Origin of the sequence: Enterobacter sp. ENT03 (assembly GCF_019218745.1) — a bacterium.
Lineage (GTDB): Bacteria > Pseudomonadota > Gammaproteobacteria > Enterobacterales > Enterobacteriaceae > Enterobacter_D.
This window is the reverse complement of the sequence record NZ_JAHUXA010000021.1, coordinates 24165-44232: the sequence shown is the minus strand read 5'-3', so window position 1 is coordinate 44232 and position 20068 is coordinate 24165. Positions and strand designations below refer to the sequence as shown.

The 20068-nt window shown below is 56.9% G+C and carries 18 protein-coding genes and 1 other RNA gene; 7 read left to right on the top strand and 12 right to left on the bottom strand.

Features of this window, described 5'->3' with window-relative positions; all coding sequences use genetic code 11:
• Window positions 1-135: 135 nt before the first annotated feature.
• Window positions 136-1119 carry a tRNA-modifying protein YgfZ gene (gene ygfZ, locus KW828_RS19110; protein ID WP_218337844.1) on the top strand — a complete coding sequence of 328 codons (984 nt, stop codon included), beginning with the start codon at window positions 136-138 and terminating at the stop codon, window positions 1117-1119.
• Between the two features lie 63 nt (window positions 1120-1182).
• Here the strand turns inward: ygfZ and KW828_RS19105 are convergent, their stop codons facing one another.
• Window positions 1183-1842 carry a hemolysin III family protein gene (locus tag KW828_RS19105; protein WP_218337843.1) on the bottom strand — a complete coding sequence of 220 codons (660 nt, stop codon included), beginning with the start codon at window positions 1840-1842 and terminating at the stop codon, window positions 1183-1185.
• A 296-nt stretch (window positions 1843-2138) separates the two neighbouring features.
• On the opposite strand from KW828_RS19105, the gene KW828_RS19100 reads away from it, so the two are divergent.
• Together KW828_RS19100 and KW828_RS19095 are read left to right on the top strand one after the other, a co-directional pair.
• Window positions 2139-2867: a MurR/RpiR family transcriptional regulator gene (locus tag KW828_RS19100; protein ID WP_088221609.1), complete on the top strand. Its 729-nt coding sequence runs from the start codon at window positions 2139-2141 to the stop codon at window positions 2865-2867.
• A 145-nt stretch (window positions 2868-3012) separates the two neighbouring features.
• Entirely contained in the window at window positions 3013-4446 is a 1434-nt protein-coding gene (locus KW828_RS19095; RefSeq protein WP_218337842.1) for a 6-phospho-beta-glucosidase, read from the top strand.
• Between the two features lie 82 nt (window positions 4447-4528).
• Here the strand turns inward: KW828_RS19095 and KW828_RS19090 are convergent, their stop codons facing one another.
• The 8 genes from KW828_RS19090 to KW828_RS19055 all read right to left on the bottom strand — a co-directional run bounded on the left by KW828_RS19090 (window position 4529) and on the right by KW828_RS19055 (window position 14574).
• Window positions 4529-5272 carry an SDR family oxidoreductase gene (locus KW828_RS19090; protein ID WP_218337841.1) on the bottom strand — a complete coding sequence of 248 codons (744 nt, stop codon included), beginning with the start codon at window positions 5270-5272 and terminating at the stop codon, window positions 4529-4531.
• A 69-nt stretch (window positions 5273-5341) separates the two neighbouring features.
• Window positions 5342-8212: an aminomethyl-transferring glycine dehydrogenase gene (gene gcvP, locus KW828_RS19085; protein ID WP_218337840.1), complete on the bottom strand. Its 2871-nt coding sequence runs from the start codon at window positions 8210-8212 to the stop codon at window positions 5342-5344.
• A gap of 90 nt (window positions 8213-8302) precedes the next feature.
• Window positions 8303-8689: a glycine cleavage system protein GcvH gene (gcvH, locus tag KW828_RS19080; RefSeq protein ID WP_218337839.1), complete on the bottom strand. Its 387-nt coding sequence runs from the start codon at window positions 8687-8689 to the stop codon at window positions 8303-8305.
• A gap of 26 nt (window positions 8690-8715) precedes the next feature.
• Window positions 8716-9810, bottom strand: coding sequence for a glycine cleavage system aminomethyltransferase GcvT (gcvT, locus tag KW828_RS19075; RefSeq protein WP_218337838.1), 1095 nt, complete (start codon window positions 9808-9810; stop codon window positions 8716-8718).
• A 454-nt stretch (window positions 9811-10264) separates the two neighbouring features.
• Window positions 10265-11467 carry an FAD-dependent 2-octaprenylphenol hydroxylase gene (ubiI, locus tag KW828_RS19070; protein WP_218337837.1) on the bottom strand — a complete coding sequence of 401 codons (1203 nt, stop codon included), beginning with the start codon at window positions 11465-11467 and terminating at the stop codon, window positions 10265-10267.
• A 10-nt stretch (window positions 11468-11477) separates the two neighbouring features.
• A complete protein-coding gene (gene ubiH, locus KW828_RS19065) occupies window positions 11478-12656 on the bottom strand; it encodes a 2-octaprenyl-6-methoxyphenyl hydroxylase (RefSeq protein WP_218337836.1) in 1179 nt (392 codons plus the stop codon).
• Window positions 12653-13969: a Xaa-Pro aminopeptidase gene (gene pepP / locus KW828_RS19060; RefSeq protein ID WP_218337835.1), complete on the bottom strand. Its 1317-nt coding sequence runs from the start codon at window positions 13967-13969 to the stop codon at window positions 12653-12655. The genes ubiH and pepP overlap by 4 nt, the downstream gene beginning before the upstream one ends.
• Before the next feature lie 26 nt (window positions 13970-13995).
• Complete coding sequence (locus KW828_RS19055) at window positions 13996-14574, bottom strand: YecA family protein (RefSeq protein ID WP_218337834.1); 579 nt, start codon at window positions 14572-14574, stop codon at window positions 13996-13998.
• Window positions 14575-14778: 204 nt separating this feature from the next.
• Here KW828_RS19055 and zapA point away from each other — a divergent pair, with 204 nt between their 5' ends.
• From zapA to KW828_RS19040, 3 genes are all read left to right on the top strand, one after another.
• Entirely contained in the window at window positions 14779-15108 is a 330-nt protein-coding gene (gene zapA / locus KW828_RS19050) for a cell division protein ZapA (RefSeq protein WP_072569826.1), read from the top strand.
• 41 nt (window positions 15109-15149) lie between these two features.
• Window positions 15150-15333: non-coding RNA, 6S RNA (gene ssrS, locus KW828_RS19045), on the top strand.
• Between the two features lie 34 nt (window positions 15334-15367).
• Window positions 15368-15964, top strand: coding sequence for a 5-formyltetrahydrofolate cyclo-ligase (locus KW828_RS19040; RefSeq protein ID WP_218337833.1), 597 nt, complete (start codon window positions 15368-15370; stop codon window positions 15962-15964).
• A gap of 82 nt (window positions 15965-16046) precedes the next feature.
• Here KW828_RS19040 and serA read toward each other — a convergent pair whose 3' ends face one another.
• Entirely contained in the window at window positions 16047-17279 is a 1233-nt protein-coding gene (gene serA / locus KW828_RS19035; protein ID WP_218337832.1) for a phosphoglycerate dehydrogenase, read from the bottom strand.
• Between the two features lie 251 nt (window positions 17280-17530).
• Window positions 17531-18190 carry a ribose-5-phosphate isomerase RpiA gene (rpiA, locus tag KW828_RS19030; protein WP_072570136.1) on the bottom strand — a complete coding sequence of 220 codons (660 nt, stop codon included), beginning with the start codon at window positions 18188-18190 and terminating at the stop codon, window positions 17531-17533.
• A 112-nt stretch (window positions 18191-18302) separates the two neighbouring features.
• Here rpiA and argP point away from each other — a divergent pair, with 112 nt between their 5' ends.
• Window positions 18303-19196 carry a DNA-binding transcriptional regulator ArgP gene (gene argP / locus KW828_RS19025; protein ID WP_072569822.1) on the top strand — a complete coding sequence of 298 codons (894 nt, stop codon included), beginning with the start codon at window positions 18303-18305 and terminating at the stop codon, window positions 19194-19196.
• Window positions 19197-19295: 99 nt separating this feature from the next.
• On the opposite strand, the gene KW828_RS19020 is transcribed toward argP, so the two are convergent.
• Window positions 19296-20060, bottom strand: coding sequence for an oxidative stress defense protein (locus KW828_RS19020; protein WP_218337831.1), 765 nt, complete (start codon window positions 20058-20060; stop codon window positions 19296-19298).
• Between the last annotated feature and the right edge of the window lie 8 nt (window positions 20061-20068).

Here is a 20068-nt window from a genome sequence, read left to right as displayed (position 1 = left end):
CTAAAAATGTAAGGATTACCATTTTTTGCGTGCAAACTCGCAAGCTGTGCGGAACGTGCGATTACCGCTTGCATTGACCCACGGCTCTTTTACCATTAAGCCTTCATACAGCGTTAAGCTAACCAGGACATCATTATGGCTTTTACTCCGTTTCCTCCGCGTCTGCCCTGCGCCTCTGCGCGTTTGCCGCTGACGCTCATGACGCTCGATGACTGGGCGCTGGCAACCATTACCGGTGCCGACAGCGAGAAATACCTGCAGGGCCAGGTCACCAACGACGTGGCCCAGTTAACTGAACATCAGCATCTGCTGGTCGCCCATTGCGATGCGAAAGGCAAAATGTGGAGCAACCTGCGTCTGTTCCGTCGTAACGGCGGCTTCGCGTGGATTGAGCGTCGCAGCATCCGCGAAACGCAACTGACCGAGCTGAAAAAATACGCTGTCTTCTCGAAGGTAACGATCGCCGCCGACGACGAGCATGTGCTGCTGGGCGTGGCGGGCTTCCAGGCTCGTGCCGCGCTGGCCAACCTGTTTTCTACCCTTCCCGACCCGCAGACGCAGGTTGTGCAGGAGGGTGCCACGCAAATTCTGTGGTTTGAGCACCCGGCAGAGCGTTTCCTGCTGGTGACCGATGTCGCGACCGCGGAGCGCATCACCAAGGCCCTGCGCGGCGAAGCGCAGCTCAATAACAGTCAGCAATGGCTGGCGCTCAACATTGAGGCCGGTCTGCCGGTCATTGATGCCGCAAACAGCGCGCAGTTCCTGCCACAGGCCACCAATATTCAGGCGTTGGGCGGTATCAGCTTTAAAAAAGGCTGCTATACCGGTCAGGAGATGGTGGCGCGGGCGAAATTCCGTGGCGCGAACAAGCGCGCGATGTGGTATCTGGCGGGTAAAGCCAGCCGTGTGCCAGAAGCCGGTGAGGACCTGGAAATGAAACTGGGTGAGAACTGGCGTCGAACCGGCACGGTGCTCGCCGCCGCTCAACTGGAAGATGGACGCCTGCTGGTGCAGGTAGTAATGAATAACGATATGGAGCGGGATAGCGTGTTCCGTGTGCGCGATGACAGCTTCACGCTGGCTATCGAGCCGCTGCCTTACTCGTTAGAAGAGGCCTGATCCAGGCTGGTTTGCCCGGCGGCGCGTTGCTTGCCGGGCTTTCAATCACCTTACCGGCAATGATTACGCTGTGCCGATATACAGATAAATCGCCAGGAAGTGACAGACGCTGCCACCCAGCACAAAGCCGTGCCAGATGGCGTGGTTATACGGAATGCGTTGGCAGGCGTAAAAGATCACCCCCAGCGTATAAACCAGGCCTCCCACGGCCAGCAGCGTCACGCTGCCGACGGCCAGCTTCATCACCATTTCATAAATGACCACCAGCGACAGCCAGCCCATCGCCAGATAGGTGATCAGCGACAGCACCTCAAAGCGGTGCGCAATGGTCAGCTTAAACAGGATCCCCAGCAGTGCCAGGCTCCAGATCACTATCATCAGGCCACGCGCCAGCGGCGAATCCAGCCCGATCAGTAAAAATGGGGTATAGGTGCCAGCGATTAATAAATAGATGGCACAGTGGTCAAATTTCTTTAACCAGGTTTTGGCCTGCGGATGCGGAATGGCGTGATAGAGCGTGGAGGCCAGATACAGCACAATCATGCTGACGCCGTAAACGGTAAAACTGGTGATCGCCGTGATGCTGGCGTGGTTATCCACCGCCTGCACCAGCAGCAGTATCAGCCCGACAATCCCAAACACCAGCCCAATACCGTGACTGATGCTGTTGGCTATTTCCTCAGCCACTGAATATCCCTTGGTGTTAAGCGGTTTTTCAACCATTAGCGTACTCCAGGAAATCTAAAGATGACTCACCGCCACTCAGGGGCGCGAGGATGACAAACGCGCGACACGGGCGATAACCTGTTCAGAGTAACTGAGAATGATTCCAGTGCACACCTGTTCGCTAAAAAAATTGTCAGCCGCTTCGCTTCCATCTGTGGCGGGAAATATTAAGTTTACAGCTGTTCATTTTTTATGGGCGCGTCTCTTCGCAACGGGTTGATTCCTGTTTCCGCCGTTTTGTGGCAGCATAGAGCCGTTCAGTTGCCCTGAAAGGATCCTGCAAGCCCGTGACCCTGTTTACTCACTCCGCTGTCGCCAGCCTCAATAATCTTGAGATGATGGTTTATCACTACGTCATCAAGAATAGCGACAAGGTGATGTACATGACTATTCGCGAGCTGGCCGACGCCGCTGGCGTCTCCACGACCACCGTGCTGCGCTTTTGCCGCAAGCTGAACTGCGACGGCTATTCAGAATTCCGCGTGCGCTATAAATTATATTTAGAGCAGAACGAACCGCCGCAGGCAAATTTTGGTGCCGGGGAGATCATCAGCTTTTTTAAAAGCGTGAATAACGATGAGTTTGATACGCTTCTGGATCAGGCGGTCGATATTATTTTCGCTTCCGAACGTATTATTTTTGTCGGCGCAGGCACTTCTGGATCGCTTGCAAAATATGGCGCACGCTTCTTTTCCAATATCGGAAAATTCAGCAACCATATTGACGATCCTTATTTCCCGGTGACCAATGATATGGCGAAAAACGCGCTGGCGATTGTGCTGTCAGTCTCCGGCGAAACGGAAGAGATCCTGCGCTTTGCCAGCCAGTTCAGCCTGCATAACTGTAAAGTAATGACCATCACCAGCCATGAGCACTCCCGTCTGGCTAAGCTTGCGGATTTCAATATTTCCTGGCATGCGCCGCAAATGCGTATTGCCGGTGTTTATGATGTCACCACGCAAATCCCGGTTATTTATATTCTCGAATCATTAGGCCGTAAACTGGCGAAGAAATTAGCATAAAAAAACAGGCTGTTTTTTCAATGTAACAAGTCACCGCAGCGGTGATTTTTTATATCGTGACATTTCCCCGTCCTTTGTTAGACTCATTTTCAGAGTGAAACTGCCCGGTAGATTATATTTACCGCACACAACGAGAAAATGATCGATGAAAAAGCTGACATTACCGAAAGACTTTTTATGGGGCGGCGCGGTTGCGGCGCATCAGGTTGAAGGCGGCTGGAACAAAGGCGGCAAAGGCCCGAGCATTTGTGACGTGCTGACCGGTGGCGCACACGGCGTACCGCGTGAGATCACCCAGGAAGTGGTGCCGGGCAAATACTACCCCAACCATGAAGCCGTTGAGTTTTACAGCCACTACAAAGAAGACATCAAGCTGTTTGCCGAGATGGGCTTCAAATGCTTCCGCACCTCCATCGCCTGGACGCGCATCTTCCCGAAAGGCGATGAGGCTGAGCCGAACGAAGAAGGCTTGCAGTTTTACGACGACATGTTTGATGAGCTGCTCAAATACAACATTGAGCCCGTGATCACCCTCTCCCACTTCGAAATGCCGCTGCATCTGGTGCAGGAGTACGGCGGCTGGACCAACCGTAAAGTTGTGGATTTCTTTGTGCGTTTCTCGGAAGTGGTGTTCGAGCGCTACAAGAATAAAGTCAAATACTGGATGACTTTTAACGAGATCAACAACCAGCGTAACTGGCGCGCGCCGCTGTTCGGCTACTGCTGCTCCGGCGTGATCTACACCGAGCATGACAATCCAGAAGAAACCATGTACCAGGTACTGCATCACCAGTTTGTGGCCAGCGCCATGGCGGTGAAGATTGGTCACCGTATCAATCCGGAGATGAAAATTGGCTGCATGCTGGCGATGGTGCCGCTGTATCCGTTCTCCTGTAAGCCAGAAGATGTGATGTATGCGCAGGAATCTATGCGTGAGCGTTATGTCTTTACCGATGTACAACTGCGTGGCTACTACCCATCCTATGTGCTGAACGAGTGGGAACGCCGGGAGTTCAACATCAAAATGGAAGCGGGCGACGAGCAGATCCTGCGTGAAGGCACTTGCGATTATCTGGGCTTCAGCTACTACATGACCAACGCCGTGAAAGAAGAAGGCGGCATCGGTGATGCGATTTCTGGCTTCCAGGGCAGCGTGCCGAACCCGCACGTTAAGGCCTCCGACTGGGGCTGGCAGATTGACCCGGTTGGCCTGCGTTATGCGCTGTGTGAACTTTATGAACGCTACCAGAAACCGCTGTTCATCGTGGAAAACGGCTTTGGCGCGTACGACAAAGTGGAAGAAGACGGCAGCATCAACGACGATTACCGCATCGACTATCTGCGTGCACACGTCGAAGAGATGGTCAAAGCGGTGACTTATGACGGCGTGGATCTGATGGGCTATACCCCGTGGGGCTGCATCGACTGCGTGTCCTTCACTACCGGTCAGTACAGCAAACGCTACGGCTTTATCTATGTGAACAAGCACGACGATGGCACCGGCGACATGTCCCGTTCACGTAAGAAGAGCTTTAACTGGTACAAAGAAGTGATCGCCAGCAACGGCGAGAATCTCTGAATCCCCTCACCCTAACCCTCTCCCCTGGGAGAGGGAACAGATCGGCGCGCATTTCCCCCTCTCCCTCAGGAAGAGGGGGACCTTATTTCCCGCCCGCCAGCTCCAGAAAACTCCCCGTCACATAGGATGCCTTGTCGCTCAGCAGCCAGACGATCGCTTGTGCGACTTCTTCGGGCTGACCGCCGCGCTGCATCGGCAGCGAGGCCTTCACGCGATCCACCCGCCCCGGCTCGCCGCCGTCGGCATGAATATCGGTATAAATTAAGCCAGGACGCACACCATTAACGCGGATCCCCTGCGCTGCCACTTCCAGCGCAAGGCCGGTCGTCAGCGAATCCACCGCCCCTTTCGAGGCGGCATAATCCACATACTCCCCTGGCGCACCTAAGCGCGACGCAGCGGAAGAGACGTTAACAATCGCGCCGCCCGTGCCGCCGTGTTTGTGCGACATGCGTTTTACCGCCTCGCGACTACAAAGAAAATAGCCGGTGACGTTGGTCGCCAGGACGCGGTTGATGCGTTCGGCACTCAGGTTTTCGATGGTGCTCTGTTCAAACAAAATGCCCGCGTTATTGACCAGCGCAGTCAGCGGTTCACCTTCGCGATCGATGCTGGCGAACATTGCCAGCACCTGCGCTTCGTCGCTGATGTCAGCCCGCAGCGCAAAAGCGTTACCGCCTGCCGCCACGATGTCGTTCACAACCCCGGTAGCCGCCTGAATATTGTGGTGGTAGTTCACCGCCACCGTATACCCTTCGCGCGCCAGTTGCAGCGCCGTTGCTTTGCCGATCCCGCGGCTGCCGCCGGTAACCAGTGCGATTGCCATACTCTCTCTCCCAATAAAAAAGCCGGGTGGCGCATGCGCTTACCCGGCCTACAGAACAGCATGGATTAATTATTCGTAGTCGCTCATCGGCACGCAGGAGCAGAACAGATTACGGTCGCCGTACACGTCGTCGAGACGCTTCACGGTCGGCCAGTATTTATTGTTCAGCCCTGCCGGGAAGACCGCCTGCTCGCGGCTGTAACCGTGCTGCCACTCCGCTACCAGCTCGCGCTGCGTGTGCGGTGCATTCACCAGCGGGTTGTCTTCCAGCGTCCATTCGCCAGCCTGCACACGGTCGATTTCCGCGCGGATCGCCAGCATCGCATCAATAAAGCGATCCAGCTCGACTTTGCTTTCTGACTCCGTCGGCTCGACCATCAGCGTACCCGCCACCGGGAAGGACATGGTCGGCGCATGGAAACCGTAGTCGATCAGGCGTTTAGCGATGTCCAGCTCGCTGATGCCAGTCTCTTCTTTCAGCGGACGAATATCCAGAATACATTCGTGCGCCACGCGACCGTCGCGACCAGTGTACAACACAGGATAGGCGTCTTTCAGGCGGCGGGCGATGTAGTTAGCGTTAAGGATTGCCACCTGACTCGCTTTTTTCAGGCCTTCTGCGCCCATCATGCGGATATACATCCAGCTGATCGGCAGAATAGAGGCGCTGCCGAACGGGGCCGCGGATACCGCGCCCTGACGGGTCAGCATACCTTCGATTTGCACCACGCTGTGACCCGGCACAAAAGGTGCCAGATGCGCTTTCACGCCAATCGGCCCCATGCCCGGACCGCCGCCGCCGTGCGGGATGCAGAAGGTTTTATGCAGGTTGAGGTGCGAAACATCCGCGCCGATAAAGCCCGGCGAAGTGATGCCCACCTGCGCATTCATGTTCGCGCCATCGAGGTATACCTGGCCGCCGAACTGATGCACGATCTCACACACTTCGCGGATGGTTTCTTCATACACGCCGTGGGTGGAGGGGTAAGTCACCATGATGCAGGAGAGATTGTCGCCTGCCTGCTCAGCTTTGGCGCGCAAATCGTTCAGATCGATGTTGCCGTTTTTATCACAGGCCACGACCACCACCTGCATCCCCGCCATCTGCGCCGATGCCGGGTTAGTACCGTGCGCGGAGCTTGGGATCAGGCAAATATCGCGATGCCCTTCGTTGCGGCTTTCGTGATAGTGACGGATCGCCAGCAGACCGGCATATTCGCCCTGCGCGCCGGAGTTTGGCTGCATGCACAAGGCATCGTAACCGGTGAGTTTTACCAGCCAGTCGGATAACTGGTTGATCATCTGATGATACCCTTCCGCCTGGTCTGGCGGGCAGAACGGGTGCAGCTCTGAGAATTCAGGCCAGGTGATAGGGATCATTTCGGCTGCGGCATTCAGCTTCATGGTGCAGGAGCCGAGCGGGATCATCGCCTGGTTGAGAGCCAGATCTTTGCGCTCAAGGCTGTGCATGTAGCGCATCATTTCGGTTTCGCTGTGATAGCGGTTAAACACCGGATGCGTCAGGATCGCGTCGTCACGCAGCATAGCTGGCTGAATGGAACGGCTGTCGTGGGCGACGTTTTTATCCAGCGCATCAACATCATGCAGCTCAACACCGGTGAGCACGCTCAGCAGAACCTGCACGTCTTCGCGAGTGGTGGTTTCGTCCAGCGTGATGCCGACCGCGTTAATAATGTCGCTGCGCAGGTTGATTTCACGGGCTTCGGCACGCGCCAGCACCTCGGCTTTATCTGCCACTTCCACGCACAGGGTGTCGAAGTAGTGGGCGTGACGCAGCTTCAGGCCGTGCTGTTGCAGGCCGGCCGCCAGAATATCCGCCAGACGGTGAATACGGCCGGCAATGCGCTTCAGGCCAGCCGGACCGTGGTAAACGGCGTAGAGGCTGGCAATGTTCGCCAGCAGCACCTGCGAGGTACAGATGTTGGAGTTCGCTTTCTCGCGGCGGATATGCTGCTCGCGGGTCTGCATCGCCATGCGCAGCGCGGTGTTACCAGCGGCATCTTTGGATACGCCAATAATACGGCCTGGCATGGAGCGTTTAAATTCGTCTCTGGCCGCGAAGAACGCCGCGTGCGGGCCGCCGTAGCCCATAGGTACGCCAAAGCGCTGGGCAGAGCCGAAGACGATGTCTGCGCCCTGCTTGCCCGGTGCGGTTAACAGCACCAGCGCCATAACGTCGGCGGCAACGCTGACAATCACTTTGCGGGCTTTCAACTCGGCGATCAGCGCGCTGTAATCATGCACTTCGCCGGTGGTGCCCACCTGCTGTAACAGCACGCCGAACACGTCCTGATGATCGAGCACTTTGTCGGCATCATCGACAATCACGTCAAAACCGAAGGTCTCGGCACGGGTGCGGACCACATCCAGCGTCTGCGGGTGTACGTCGGCCGCCACGAAGAAACGGTTGGCGTTTTTCAGTTTGCTGACGCGTTTTGCCATCGCCATGGCTTCTGCGCCTGCGGTCGCTTCATCGAGCAGCGAGGCGGAGGCAATGTCCAGTCCGGTCAGATCCAGCGTCACTTGCTGGAAGTTGAGCAGCGCTTCCAGACGGCCCTGGGAGACTTCCGGCTGATACGGGGTATAGGCGGTGTACCAGCCTGGATTTTCCAGCATGTTGCGCAGGATCACCGGCGGCAGCTGCACGGCGGTGTAGCCCATGCCGATGTAAGATTTAAAACGTTTGTTGCGGGCGGCAATGGCTTTTAACTCCGCCAGTGCGGCAAATTCGGTAGCGGCGTCACCCACCTGCGGCGGGGTGTCCAGCTGAATATCTTTCGGTACGATCTGGCCGATCAGCGCGTTAAGGGACTCTGCGCCCACGGCGTTCAGCATTTCTTGCTGCTGCGTGGCATCCGGTCCGATGTGGCGTTCAATGAATGCGCCGCTGTTTTCAAGCTGGCTTAGCGTCTGTGTCATGGGCGAGGGTTCCTGAAACGGTCTGGCAGATTTGCCCGGTAGCGCTGGCGCTTACCGGGCCTACAAGGTAATGAAAGATCCAGCAGAGATTTACTCGTCTAACAGCGCTTCATACGCGCTGGCGTCCAGCAGAGCGGCAACTTCGCTTTCGTCGCTGGCTTTGATTTTAAAGATCCAGCCGCCAGTGTAAGGCTCGCTGTTAACCAGCTCCGGGGTATCGCTCAGCGCGTCGTTGACGGCCACGATCTCACCGCTGACCGGCGCATAAATATCGGACGCGGCTTTGACGGATTCGGCAACGGCACAGTCGTCGCCCGCACTGACGGTCGCACCGACATCAGGCAGATCAACAAACACCATATCGCCCAGCAGCTCCTGCGCATGCTCGGTGATGCCAACGGTGTAGCTGCCATCCGCTTCTTTGCGCAGCCATTCGTGTTCTTTACTGTATTTCAGTTCAGCCGGTACATTGCTCATAAACATTTCTCCACAATAAAAATGCGTTACGCGACAGGTTTACCCATGCGCACAAAAACAGGTTTGGTAACGGTAACCGGCATTTCGCGGTTACGGATCTGTACGATGGCGGTGTCGCCAATGCCTGCCGGTACGCGGGCCAGCGCGATGCTGTAACCCAGCGTCGGTGAGAACGTACCGCTGGTGATAATGCCTTCCTGCTGATTGCCTTCCGCGTCGGTGAAACGTACGGGCAGTTCATTACGCAGCACGCCTTTTTCGGTCATCACCAGGCCGACCAGCTGTTCGGTGCCTTTTTCACGCTGCACTTCCAGCACTTCGCGGCCAATAAAGTCGCGGTCTGCCGGTTCCCAGGCGATGGTCCAGCCCATATTGGCGGCCAGCGGCGAGACGCCTTCGTCCATCTCCTGCCCGTAAAGATTCATTCCCGCTTCCAGACGCAGCGTATCGCGCGCGCCCAGGCCGCAAGGTTTAACGCCTGCTTCTACCAGCGCGTGCCAGAATTCGGCGGCCTTTTCATTCGGCATAGCGATTTCATAGCCCGTCTCGCCGGTGTAGCCGGTGGTGGCAATAAACAGGTCGCCCGTTTCCACGCCAAAGAACGGTTTCATGCCGTTGACGGCTTCGCGTTGTTCATCGCTGAACAGCGTGGCAGCTTTGGCTTTGGCATTCGGGCCCTGGACGGCGATCAGCGATAAGTCATCGCGTACGGTAATGTCGATGCCGTAAGGCGCAGCGTGCTCTGTGATCCACGCGAGATCTTTTTCGCGGGTGGCGGAGTTAACCACCAGGCGGAAAAAATCTTCGCTGAAGAAGTACACGATCAGGTCATCAATCACGCCGCCGGAGGCGTTGAGCATGCCGCTGTAGAGCGCCTTGCCGGGGGTGGTGAGTCTGGCAACGTCATTTGCCAGCAGGTAACGCAGGAAGTCGCGGGTACGGGTGCCTTTCAGGTCAACGATGGTCATGTGCGACACATCGAACATACCCGCATCGCGGCGTACCGCGTGGTGCTCGTCGAGCTGAGAGCCATAATGCAGCGGCATCATCCAACCGTGGAAATCCACCATGCGCGCGCCACATAGCGTGTGTTGTTCAAACAAAGGAGTCTGCTGAGCCATCTTTTCCTCATTGAATAAGCGGGGCTGTTAAGGATTTCACGGGTCATCAAAACCGCCACGACCCCCGGCGTCAGCTTCCTTTTGGATTGCCGACGCAAACGTTACCTTTCGCCTGAACTTATCACTGAAAAGCGCCCTAAACCATAAGTAAAAATGGGCCATCACATTAGCTTATGACTAAAAAACCCTTAAAGCCGCGCAGATTAAAAAACTACATAACGCGCCGTTAACCATCGTTTTACATGGCGCATATGACGTCAATCCGGTTCGAGCTGACATTTTTCACCAAAAAGCATGAGATTTTCCCGACAATGAAAAATCCGCACATGAGAAAAAGTAATCTGAAAAAGAGAGTGAAATTAGATTATTTCAAATGAGAAGAGGATACCCTTCCCGTTGCCGGGAAGGGAAAGTGTGACGCAGATCTTAATTCAGTCGGGGAGCAAAAAAGCGGTTATCGCAGCCAGTCGGGGAGGTCGTTAAGACCCATTGCCTGACGGATGAGTTGCGGCTTCACGCCAGGGAGCGTGTCGGCCAGTTTAAGACCAATATCACGCAGCAATTTTTTCGCCGGATTATTACCGGCAAACAGCCCACGGAAACCCTGCATACCGGCGAGCATTATCGCCGCGCTGTGCTTGCGGCTGCGCTCGTAGCGGCGCAGATAGAGATGCTGCCCGATGTCTTTGCCCTCACGATGCAGACGGCGCAGCTCGTTGACCAGCTCTGCCGCATCCATAAAGCCGAGGTTCACGCCCTGCCCCGCCAGCGGATGAATGGTGTGCGCCGCATCGCCAACCAGCGCCAGACGGTGACCCGCGAAATGACGGGCGTAGCGTCCGGTAAGGGGATAAACCTGGCGTTCGCTCTCTACCTGACACAGGCCAAGGGCATTGTCGAACGCCACGCCCAGCGCCTGGTTAAACGCTTCGGCGCTGGCCTGCTGCATTTTCTCCGCCTCAAGCGGCGGCAACGACCAGACGATAGAACACAGATGCGGATCTGCCAGCGGCAGAAATGCCAGGATACCGTCGCCATGGAAGACCTGACGCGCGGTGGCGTTGTGCGGCTCAACGGTGCGGATGGTTGCCACCAGTGCGTGATGGCCATAATCCCAGTAAGTCAGCGGAATATCGGCTTTGTTACGCAACCAGGAGTTGGCCCCGTCTGCCCCAACCACCAGCCGGGCCGTCAGCATACTGCCGTCCTGCAGAGTGAGGAAGGCGTCGTTTTCACCCCAGGCGACCTGTTGCAGCGTGGCCGGGGTAATCAGCGAGATGTCGCTGCTCTGCTGTGCTTTTTGCCACAGCGCCTGGTGCACCACGGCGTTTTCCACAATGTGCCCCAGATGGCTGTAGCCCATGCTTTCGTCGTCGAAGGCGATGCGGCCAAAGCTGTCTTTGTCCCACACTTCCATGCCGTGATAGCAGCTGACGCGCTGCGCCAGGATGTCAGACCAGACGCCCAGATGAGTGAGCAGTTTTTCACTGGCGGCGTTGATGGCAGACACGCGCAGTTCAGGCGGCGCATCGGGGGCCAGCGGCACCGGCGCATTCTGCTCCAGCACCGCCACGCGCAGCCCGCTACCCTGTAATCCGCAGGCCACAGCCAGTCCGACCATGCCCCCGCCAACAATTGCTACATCTACACTTTGCACTCATGTCTCCTTAGCGCGCGACCCAACCCAGCGTCCGCTGCGCCAGCACATCGCGTGCCGGGGTAAATAATTCCATTGCCATCAGACCGGCGTTACGCCCCGCGACCAGCGGTGCCCAGCGGTTGGCGAACAGATGCACCAGCCCGTCGGTGACGCCGATGGTGGCCTCTTTGTCGGCCTGGCGGCGTTTTTGATACTCGCACAGTACCGGATAGATCCCCACGTCCGTCTGGCTGGCCCACGCGGTGGTCAGCGTTTCGGCCAGCGTCATTACGTCGCGCATGCCGAGGTTAAACCCCTGCCCGGCGATAGGATGCAGCGTCTGGGCGGCATTGCCTACCAGCACCATGCGATGCGAAATGGACGACGAGGCGGTGGTCAGCGACAGCGGATACGCGCTGCGCGTTCCGGCGTGTACGATGCGCCCGAGCCGCCAGCCGAAGGCTTTTTGCAGCTCGTGACAGAATTTTTCATCAGACCAGGCGAGCACTTCATCGCGCTTGTCTTCGGCATGGCACCAGACCAGCGAGTAGCGTCCCTGGGTCATCGGCAGCAGCGCCAGCGGGCCGTGCTCGGTAAAACGCTCGAACGCGCGGCCAGCTTGTTGCGCGGACACCGTGACGTTGGCGATCACCGCCACCTGATGATAGGGCGTCTGCTGCCAGGTGATGCCGCTTTGCGAGCCGAGCGACGAACGGGATCCATCGGCGGCCACCAGCAGGGTGCCGTCAAGCTGCTCGCCGTTTTCCAGCGTCACGCTGACGCCGTTTTCCGAACGGGAAAAAGCACTCACCCGCGCCGGACAGTGCAGCGTGACGCCGGGGGCATTTTTCAGCATGGCAAACAGGCGCTGGCCGACGTCGTGCAGTTCGACCACCTGCCCTAACGCCTCGACGCGATAATCTTGCGCCTGCAAGGTGACAAAACCCGCATGGCCGCGATCGCTGACGTGCACGGTAGTAATAGGTGTTGCGCAGTCGGCAAGCCTTTGCCAGATACCGACGCGCGCCAGTTGCTGACAGGTGCCTGCCGCCAGCGCAATCGCGCGGGCATCAAACCCCGGATGACGTGTGGCATCCGGTGCGATAGCTTCCACCACCTGCACCGGCAGTTTTCCCTGCGATAAGCGTGAAATCGCCAGCGCCAGGGTCGCGCCAGCCATGCCGCCGCCGACAATAATCACGCTCATGCGCGTTTCGCTGCCGCCATCAGCGCCTCGATGTCATCGGCTTTTTTTACTACGCTGGCGGTGAGATTTTCGTTGCCGTCTTCAGTGATCAGAATGTCATCTTCAATACGAATGCCGATGCCGCGGTATGCTTCCGGCACGTCGGCATCCGGGGCGATATACAGACCCGGTTCAACGGTAATAACCATGCCCGGCTCCAGCACGCGGGAGCGATCCGCGCCGTAAACGCCGACGTCATGCACATCCAGCCCCAACCAGTGGCTGAGGCCATGCATAAAGAATGGCCGATGCGCGTTATCGGTAATTAACTGATCGACTTCGCCATGCAGAATGCCGAGCTTTACCAGCCCGGTGATCATAATGCGCACCACCTCGGCGGTAACATCCTGAATGGACACGCCCGGACGGAAGCGTTGCAGCGCCGTTTCCAGTGATTCCAGCACGATGTCATAAATGGCACGCTGGGCGGGGGTAAATTTGCCGTTCACCGGGAAAGTGCGGGTTATATCACCGGCATAGCCCTGGTATTCGCACCCGGCGTCAATCAGCACCAGATCACCATCGCGCATTTCACTTTCGTTTTCGGTGTAGTGCAGGATGCAGCCGTTTTCGCCGCTGCCGACAATAGTGTTGTAGGACGGGAAGCGCGCGCCGTGACGGGTGAATTCGTGCAGAATTTCCCCTTCCAGCTGGTATTCAAACATCCCTGGACGGCAGACCTGCATGGCGCGGGTATGGGCCAGCGCGCTGATTTCCCCGGCGCGGCGCATCACCTCGATCTCTTCGGCGGATTTAAACAGGCGCATTTCATGCACCATCGGACGCCAGTCGGTCATGGTCGCCGGTGCGGTCAGATTCTGCCGCGCGCTTTTACGCAGTTTATCCAGCGCGGCAAAGACGATCTCATCGGCCCAGGCGTATTCGCCCTGCGCGTGGTACACCACATCGAGGCCGTTCAGCAGCTGATAGAGCTGCTCGTTGATTTCGCTGAAGGCCAGCGCGCGATCGACGCCCAGTTTTTCCGGGGCGGCTTCCTGTCCGAGACGGCGACCAAACCAGATTTCGGCGGTTTTGTCGCGCAGGCGGTTGAACAGGACGCTGTGGTTATGGGTATCATCGCTTTTAATCAGCACCAGCACGGCCTGCGGCTCGTTAAAGCCGGTGAAATACCAGAAGTCGCTGCTCTGCCGATAGGGATATTCACTGTCGGCGCTGCGGGTCACTTCCGGCGCGGCGAAGATTAACGCCGCGCTGGCAGGTGCCATCTGCGCCAGTAAGGCCTGACGGCGACGAAGAAATTCAAGCTGTGTCATGACATCTCCCTATTCAACAAGACAGTTTAGTGTAGCGTGGGCTTACGCATTTCTGGTGCGGTTGGCTGTGGTCGGGTGAAAGTATCGTGGCACAGCAGCGCGGCGACGCGCACGTACTCAACGATCTCTTCCAGCGACATCTCCAGCTCTTCCTGGTCTTCGTCTTCGTCGTAACCCAGTTGCGCGATGTTGCGCAGATCGTCGATCGCCTCGCCAGTTTCACCGGTCACTTTATCCAGTTTAGGCTGCGTGACGCCCAGACCCAGCAGGAAGTGGTTTACCCAGCCCGCCATGGCGTCGGCACGTTCGAAAACGGTAATCTCGTCGCCATCCGGCAGAAACAGCTGGAACTGGAAGCCATCGTCTTCCAGCGCGTCGCTGGTGGCAGCGTGCAGCTTGCGTAAGGCTTCAGCCAGCTCGTGCCCAAAGGCCAGGCCTTCGTTTGTCAGATCGTGGAGCAGCGGCTGCCAGGAGGTGTCTTTGTTGCCGCCGCAGAGCATCCCGCCGATCAGACCGTGCATTTCTGCCGCCGTTAAGCCAACGCCCTGTTGGTTGAGTAACTGGTTAAGTTCATTGTAACCAGGCATTTCGTTCTGTATTGACATGCGCATTCGTCGTCGTTGGGAGGAATATTCATGGTATGCTACCACTTTGGACCCTGGTGATATACCCGTCAGGCCTTACGTCAGCCAATGTATTTGTGCCGTTAAAGGGCTTGAATCCTCTCATCAGGGTAGCTATAGTGACGCCCCTTCGCAGCCAGGGCTCGGCTGAGAAGGCAGAGCGCAGTCAAACAGCAGGAAGGTGGCATGTCTGCAGAACCCGTCGATATCCAAATTTTTGGCCGTTCACTGCGAGTGAATTGCCCACCTGAACAAAGGGATGCTTTGAATCAGGCTGCGGAAGATCTGAATCAGCGGTTGCAAGATCTGAAAGTACGCACTAGAGTCACAAATACTGAGCAGCTGGTTTTCATCGCCGCGTTGAACATCAGCTACGAACTTGCTCAGGAAAAGGCAAAAACCCGCGACTACGCCGCCAACATGGAACAGCGTATTCGGATGTTACAGCAGACCATCGAACAGGCATTGCTTGATCAGGGTCGCATAACAGAAAGACCGGGGCCGAAGTTTGAATAACACTTCAGGGTCTACTATGGTAGAGTGACCGTGAAGAAAAAATTTCTCTGAGATGTTCGCAAGCGGGCCAGTCCCCTGAGCCGATATTTCATACCACAAGAATGTGGCGCTCCATGGTTGGTGAGCATGCTCGGTTCGTCCGAGAAGCCTTAAAACTGTGACGACACATTCACCTTGAACCAAGGGTTCAAGGGTTACAGCCTGCGGCGGCATCTCGGAGATTCCCCTTCTTCTACCACTACCTGTTTTGTCCGTTATCATGACGCAATCAACACTTCCGGTTTCACCTCGTCAGACACTTCGTCAGCAAATTCGCCTGCGTCGTCGCGCATTGACCGCCGATCAACAATCACATTTTGCCGAACAGGCTGCTGCCCGCATGATGGCGTTTCCGCCCGTGGTGATGGCCCGTACCGTCGCGCTGTTTTTGTCCTTTGATGGTGAGCTGGATACGCGCCCGCTTATCGATCAGCTATGGCGCAGCGGCAAGCAGGTTTACCTGCCCGTACTGCACCCATTCAGCCCAGGCAATCTGCTGTTTTTGCATTATCATCCGCACAGCGATCTGGTGATGAACCGGCTGAAAATCTATGAGCCGAAGCTGGATGTGCGCGATGTGCTGCCGCTCAGTAAACTTGACGTGCTGATCACGCCGCTGGTGGCGTTTGACGCGCAGGGGCAGCGTCTGGGCATGGGCGGCGGCTTTTATGACCGCACGCTGCAAAACTGGCAGCACTACCCGCTGACGCCGGTGGGTTACGCCCATGATTGTCAGTTCGTGGAAAAGCTGCCGGTAGAAGAGTGGGATGTGCCGCTGCCGGCGGTGGTGACGCCGTCAAAAGTGTGGATGTGGTAAAACCCCTCTCCTGAAATGAGAGGGAGAAACGCGATACCAGACTCTTCCCTCTCCCAGGGGAGAGGGTCAGGGTGAGGGGAAATCAGTACAGCAGACGGGCGCGAATAGTGCCTGGGATCGCCTTCATGCTCAGCAGCGCTTTCTCCGCCACATCTTCTTCCGCTTCAATATCAATCACCACATAGCCCATCTGCGATGAGGTTTGCAGATACTGTGCGGCGATGTTCACGCCCTGCTCGGCAAAAATCTGGTTAATGGCCGTCAGCACGCCAGGACGGTTTTCATGGATATGCAGCAGACGACGCCCGCCGTGCAGCGGCAGCGAGACTTCCGGGAAATTCACTGCCGACAGCGTGGAGCCGTTATCGGAATATTTTGCCAGTTTACCCGCCACTTCGAGGCCGATATTTTCCTGCGCTTCCTGGGTAGAGCCGCCGATGTGCGGCGTCAGCAGCACGTTGTCGAATTCACAGAGCGGAGAGTTGAACGGATCGCTGTTGGTGGCCGGTTCCGTCGGGAATACGTCGATAGCCGCCCCCGCAAGATGTTTGCTGCGCAGCGCTTCACATAGCGCCGGAATATCCACCACGGTGCCGCGTGCGGCGTTAATCAGCAGCGAACCCGGTTTCATCAGCGCCAGCTCTTCCGCGCCCATCATATCTTTGGTGGAGGCGTTTTCCGGCACATGCAGGCTCACCACATCGCTCATGTTCAGCAGATCGGAGAGATGCTGAACCTGGGTCGCGTTACCGAGCGGCAGTTTGTTTTCGATGTCGTAGAAAAAGACGTGCATCCCCAGCGATTCCGCGAGGATCCCCAGCTGCGTACCGATATGGCCGTAGCCAATAATGCCGAGCTTTTTGCCGCGCGCTTCATAGGAGCCGGTCGCCAGCTTGTTCCAGATGCCGCGGTGCGCTTTGGCGTTCGCTTCCGGAATGCCGCGCATTAACAGCAGCAGCTCGCCGATCACCAGTTCCGCTACCGAGCGGGTATTAGAGAACGGCGCGTTAAATACCGGAATACCGCGTTTCGCGGCGGCATTCAGATCCACCTGGTTGGTACCGATGCAGAAGCAACCCACAGCGACCAGTTTTTCTGCCGCCGCAAAAATCTCTTCCGTCAGGTGGGTACGGGATCGCAGGCCGATGAAATGAGCATCACGGATGGAGGCTTTCAGCTGTTCGCTGTCCAGCGCCCCTTTGTGGAATTCGATGTTGGTGTAACCCGCAGCGCGGAGGCTATCGATTGCTTTTTGATGCACCCCTTCCACCAGCAGAAACTTAATTTTGTCTTTTTCCAGTGATACTTTTGCCATTTCCCCGACCCTGTTTGTCTTAACTTATGTGTGTTCGCTCTAGCCAACATATCAAAAAAAACTATTGCAGCAATATGAACGTTTGCGTCGGCACGTTGAAGGAAAGTCATACAGCGGAATTTGGCAGAGGAAAATGCTGGAAAAGAAAACGATTGCGGCAGGAAAATCAGAGCAGGTTTAAAAACGTGATACATGTCACCAAAATCTGGCACACGAAATTTTTTTAGCGGGGAGGCGCGCTCCCCGTCAGATCATTTTACGATGGTTTTCACGCCGTCGGCGGTGCCAATCAGCGCGACATCCGCGCCACGGTTGGCGAACAGCCCCACCGTCACCACGCCCGGCAGACCATTGATGGCGTTTTCCAGTGCGATGGGATCGATGATCTCCAGACCGTGCACGTCGAGGATCACGTTGCCGTTATCGGTCACCACGCCCTGACGATATTCCGGACGACCGCCGAGCTTGACCAGCTCGCGCGCCACGGCGCTGCGGGCCATCGGGATCACTTCCACCGGCAGTGGGAACGCGCCGAGGATCGCCACTTCTTTGGAGGCGTCGGCGATGCAGATAAATTTATCCGCCACCGACGCGATAATTTTCTCGCGGGTCAGCGCCGCACCACCGCCTTTGATCATCTGCATCTGACCGTTGATCTCGTCAGCGCCGTCAACGTACACCCCCAGACGATCGACTTCGTTGAGATCAAAAACGTGAATGCCAAGGCTTTGCAGTTTCGCCGTAGAGGCATCGGAGCTGGACACCGCGCCTTCGATCTGGCCTTTCATGGTGCCAAGCGCGTCAATAAAATGCGCCGCCGTGGAGCCTGTGCCCACCCCGACGATCGTGCCCGGTTCAACGTATTTTAGCGCCGCCCATCCAACTGCTTTTTTCAGTTCATCCTGCGTCATGATCATTGGCCTGTGGTGAGAAAATCCAGCCCGCATTATAAATGCATCCCGCCAGGACGCCAAAATTATGTCATAGTGCGCCTAATCACAAACGGGGATAAAAGTTATTGCAATGAAACGTCCTGACTACAGAACATTACAGGCGCTTGACGCGGTCATCCGGGAGCGTGGCTTTGAGCGCGCCGCGCAAAAGCTGTGTATCACTCAGTCCGCCGTTTCTCAGCGCATTAAACAGCTTGAGAATATGTTTGGTCAGCCGTTGCTGGTGCGTACCGTGCCGCCGCGCCCGACCGAACAGGGGCAAAAACTGCTGGCGCTGCTGCGTCAGGTAGAGCTGCTGGAAGAGGAGTGGCTCGGGGATGAACAGATCGGTTCAACACCGCTGCTGCTGTCGCTGGCGGTTAACGCCGACAGTCTGGCGACCTGGCTGTTACCCGCGCTGGCCCCGGTGCTGGCTGACTCGCCGATCCGTCTGAATTTGCAGGTTGAAGATGAAACCCGCACCCAGGAGCGGCTGCGTCGTGGCGAAGTGGTGGGCGCGGTATCTATTCAGCCGCAGGCGCTGCCAAGCTGCCTCGTGGATCAGTTGGGCGCACTGGATTACCTGTTTGTTGGCTCGAAAGCCTTTGCCGAGCGCTATTTTCCAAACGGTGTGACCCGCCAGGCGTTACTGAAAGCCCCGGCCGTGGCATTCGACCATCTGGATGATATGCATCAGGCGTTTTTACAGCAGAATTTCGATCTGCCGCCGGGCAGCGTACCCTGCCACATCGTTAACTCATCGGAAGCTTTCGTGCAGCTGGCGCGTCAGGGCACCACCTGTTGCATGATCCCGCATTTGCAGATCGAAAGAGAGTTAGACAGCGGCGAGCTGATCGACCTGACGCCGGGCCTGTTTCAGCGCCGGATGCTCTACTGGCACCGCTTTGCGCCAGAAAGCCGCATGATGCGCAACGTCACCGACGCGCTGCTCGCGCACGGTCATCGGGTATTGCGTCAGGATTAAGATTTTGCCCGGCGGCGCTGCGCTTGCCGGGCCTACGTACTGGCTGATGTAGGCCGGGTAAGCGCTAGCGCCACCCGGCACAACGAATCTGACTAAACCTTACTGAGCTGCCGGAGCCGACTCGCTGGCAGGCGTGGACTGTGCCGGTGCCGCGTTCGCACCCGGTTGCAGTTCAAACACCACATCAACCTGATCGTCAAACTGAATGGTCGGCTGCTCGTAAGTTTCCTGCGCAGAGACCGGGGCAGCATCCGCTTTCATCATGCGGACCATCGGGGTCGGCTGATAGTTGGATACGTGGTAGCGCACGCTGTACACCTGACCCAGTTTGCTGTTAAAGCCTGCCGCCAGCTGTTCAGCCTGATGCTTCGCATCGTCAATCGCCGCTTTACGCGCTTTGTCTTTGTACTCTTCCGGCTGTGCCACGCCCAGGGTCACTGAACGCACTTCGTTCAGGCCTGCTTTCAGCGCGCCATCCAGCAGCGAGTTAAGTTTATCCAGCTCGTGCAACGTGACTTCTACGCTACGTACCGCGCGGTAGCCTTTCAGAATGCTTTTGCCGTCCTGATAATCGTAATCAGGTTGGGTACGCAGGTTGGCGGAGTTGATGTCTTTCTTGGCGACACCATTTTTTTCCAGGAAGCCTAAATACTGCGCCACGCGATCGTCTGCCTGTTTCTTGGCAGAGGCCGCATCCTTAGCCGCTACGTTGACCTCAATTGCCAGGGTGGCAATATCCGGAACCGCATCGACGCTCGCCGTGCCCGAAGTAACGATGTGCGGCCCGTTCGGCAATTCACTCGCCTGTACCGACATCGCACCTAATCCAACCATTGCTGCCAGGGCTATAACGTTAAACTTCACTGTAGTTC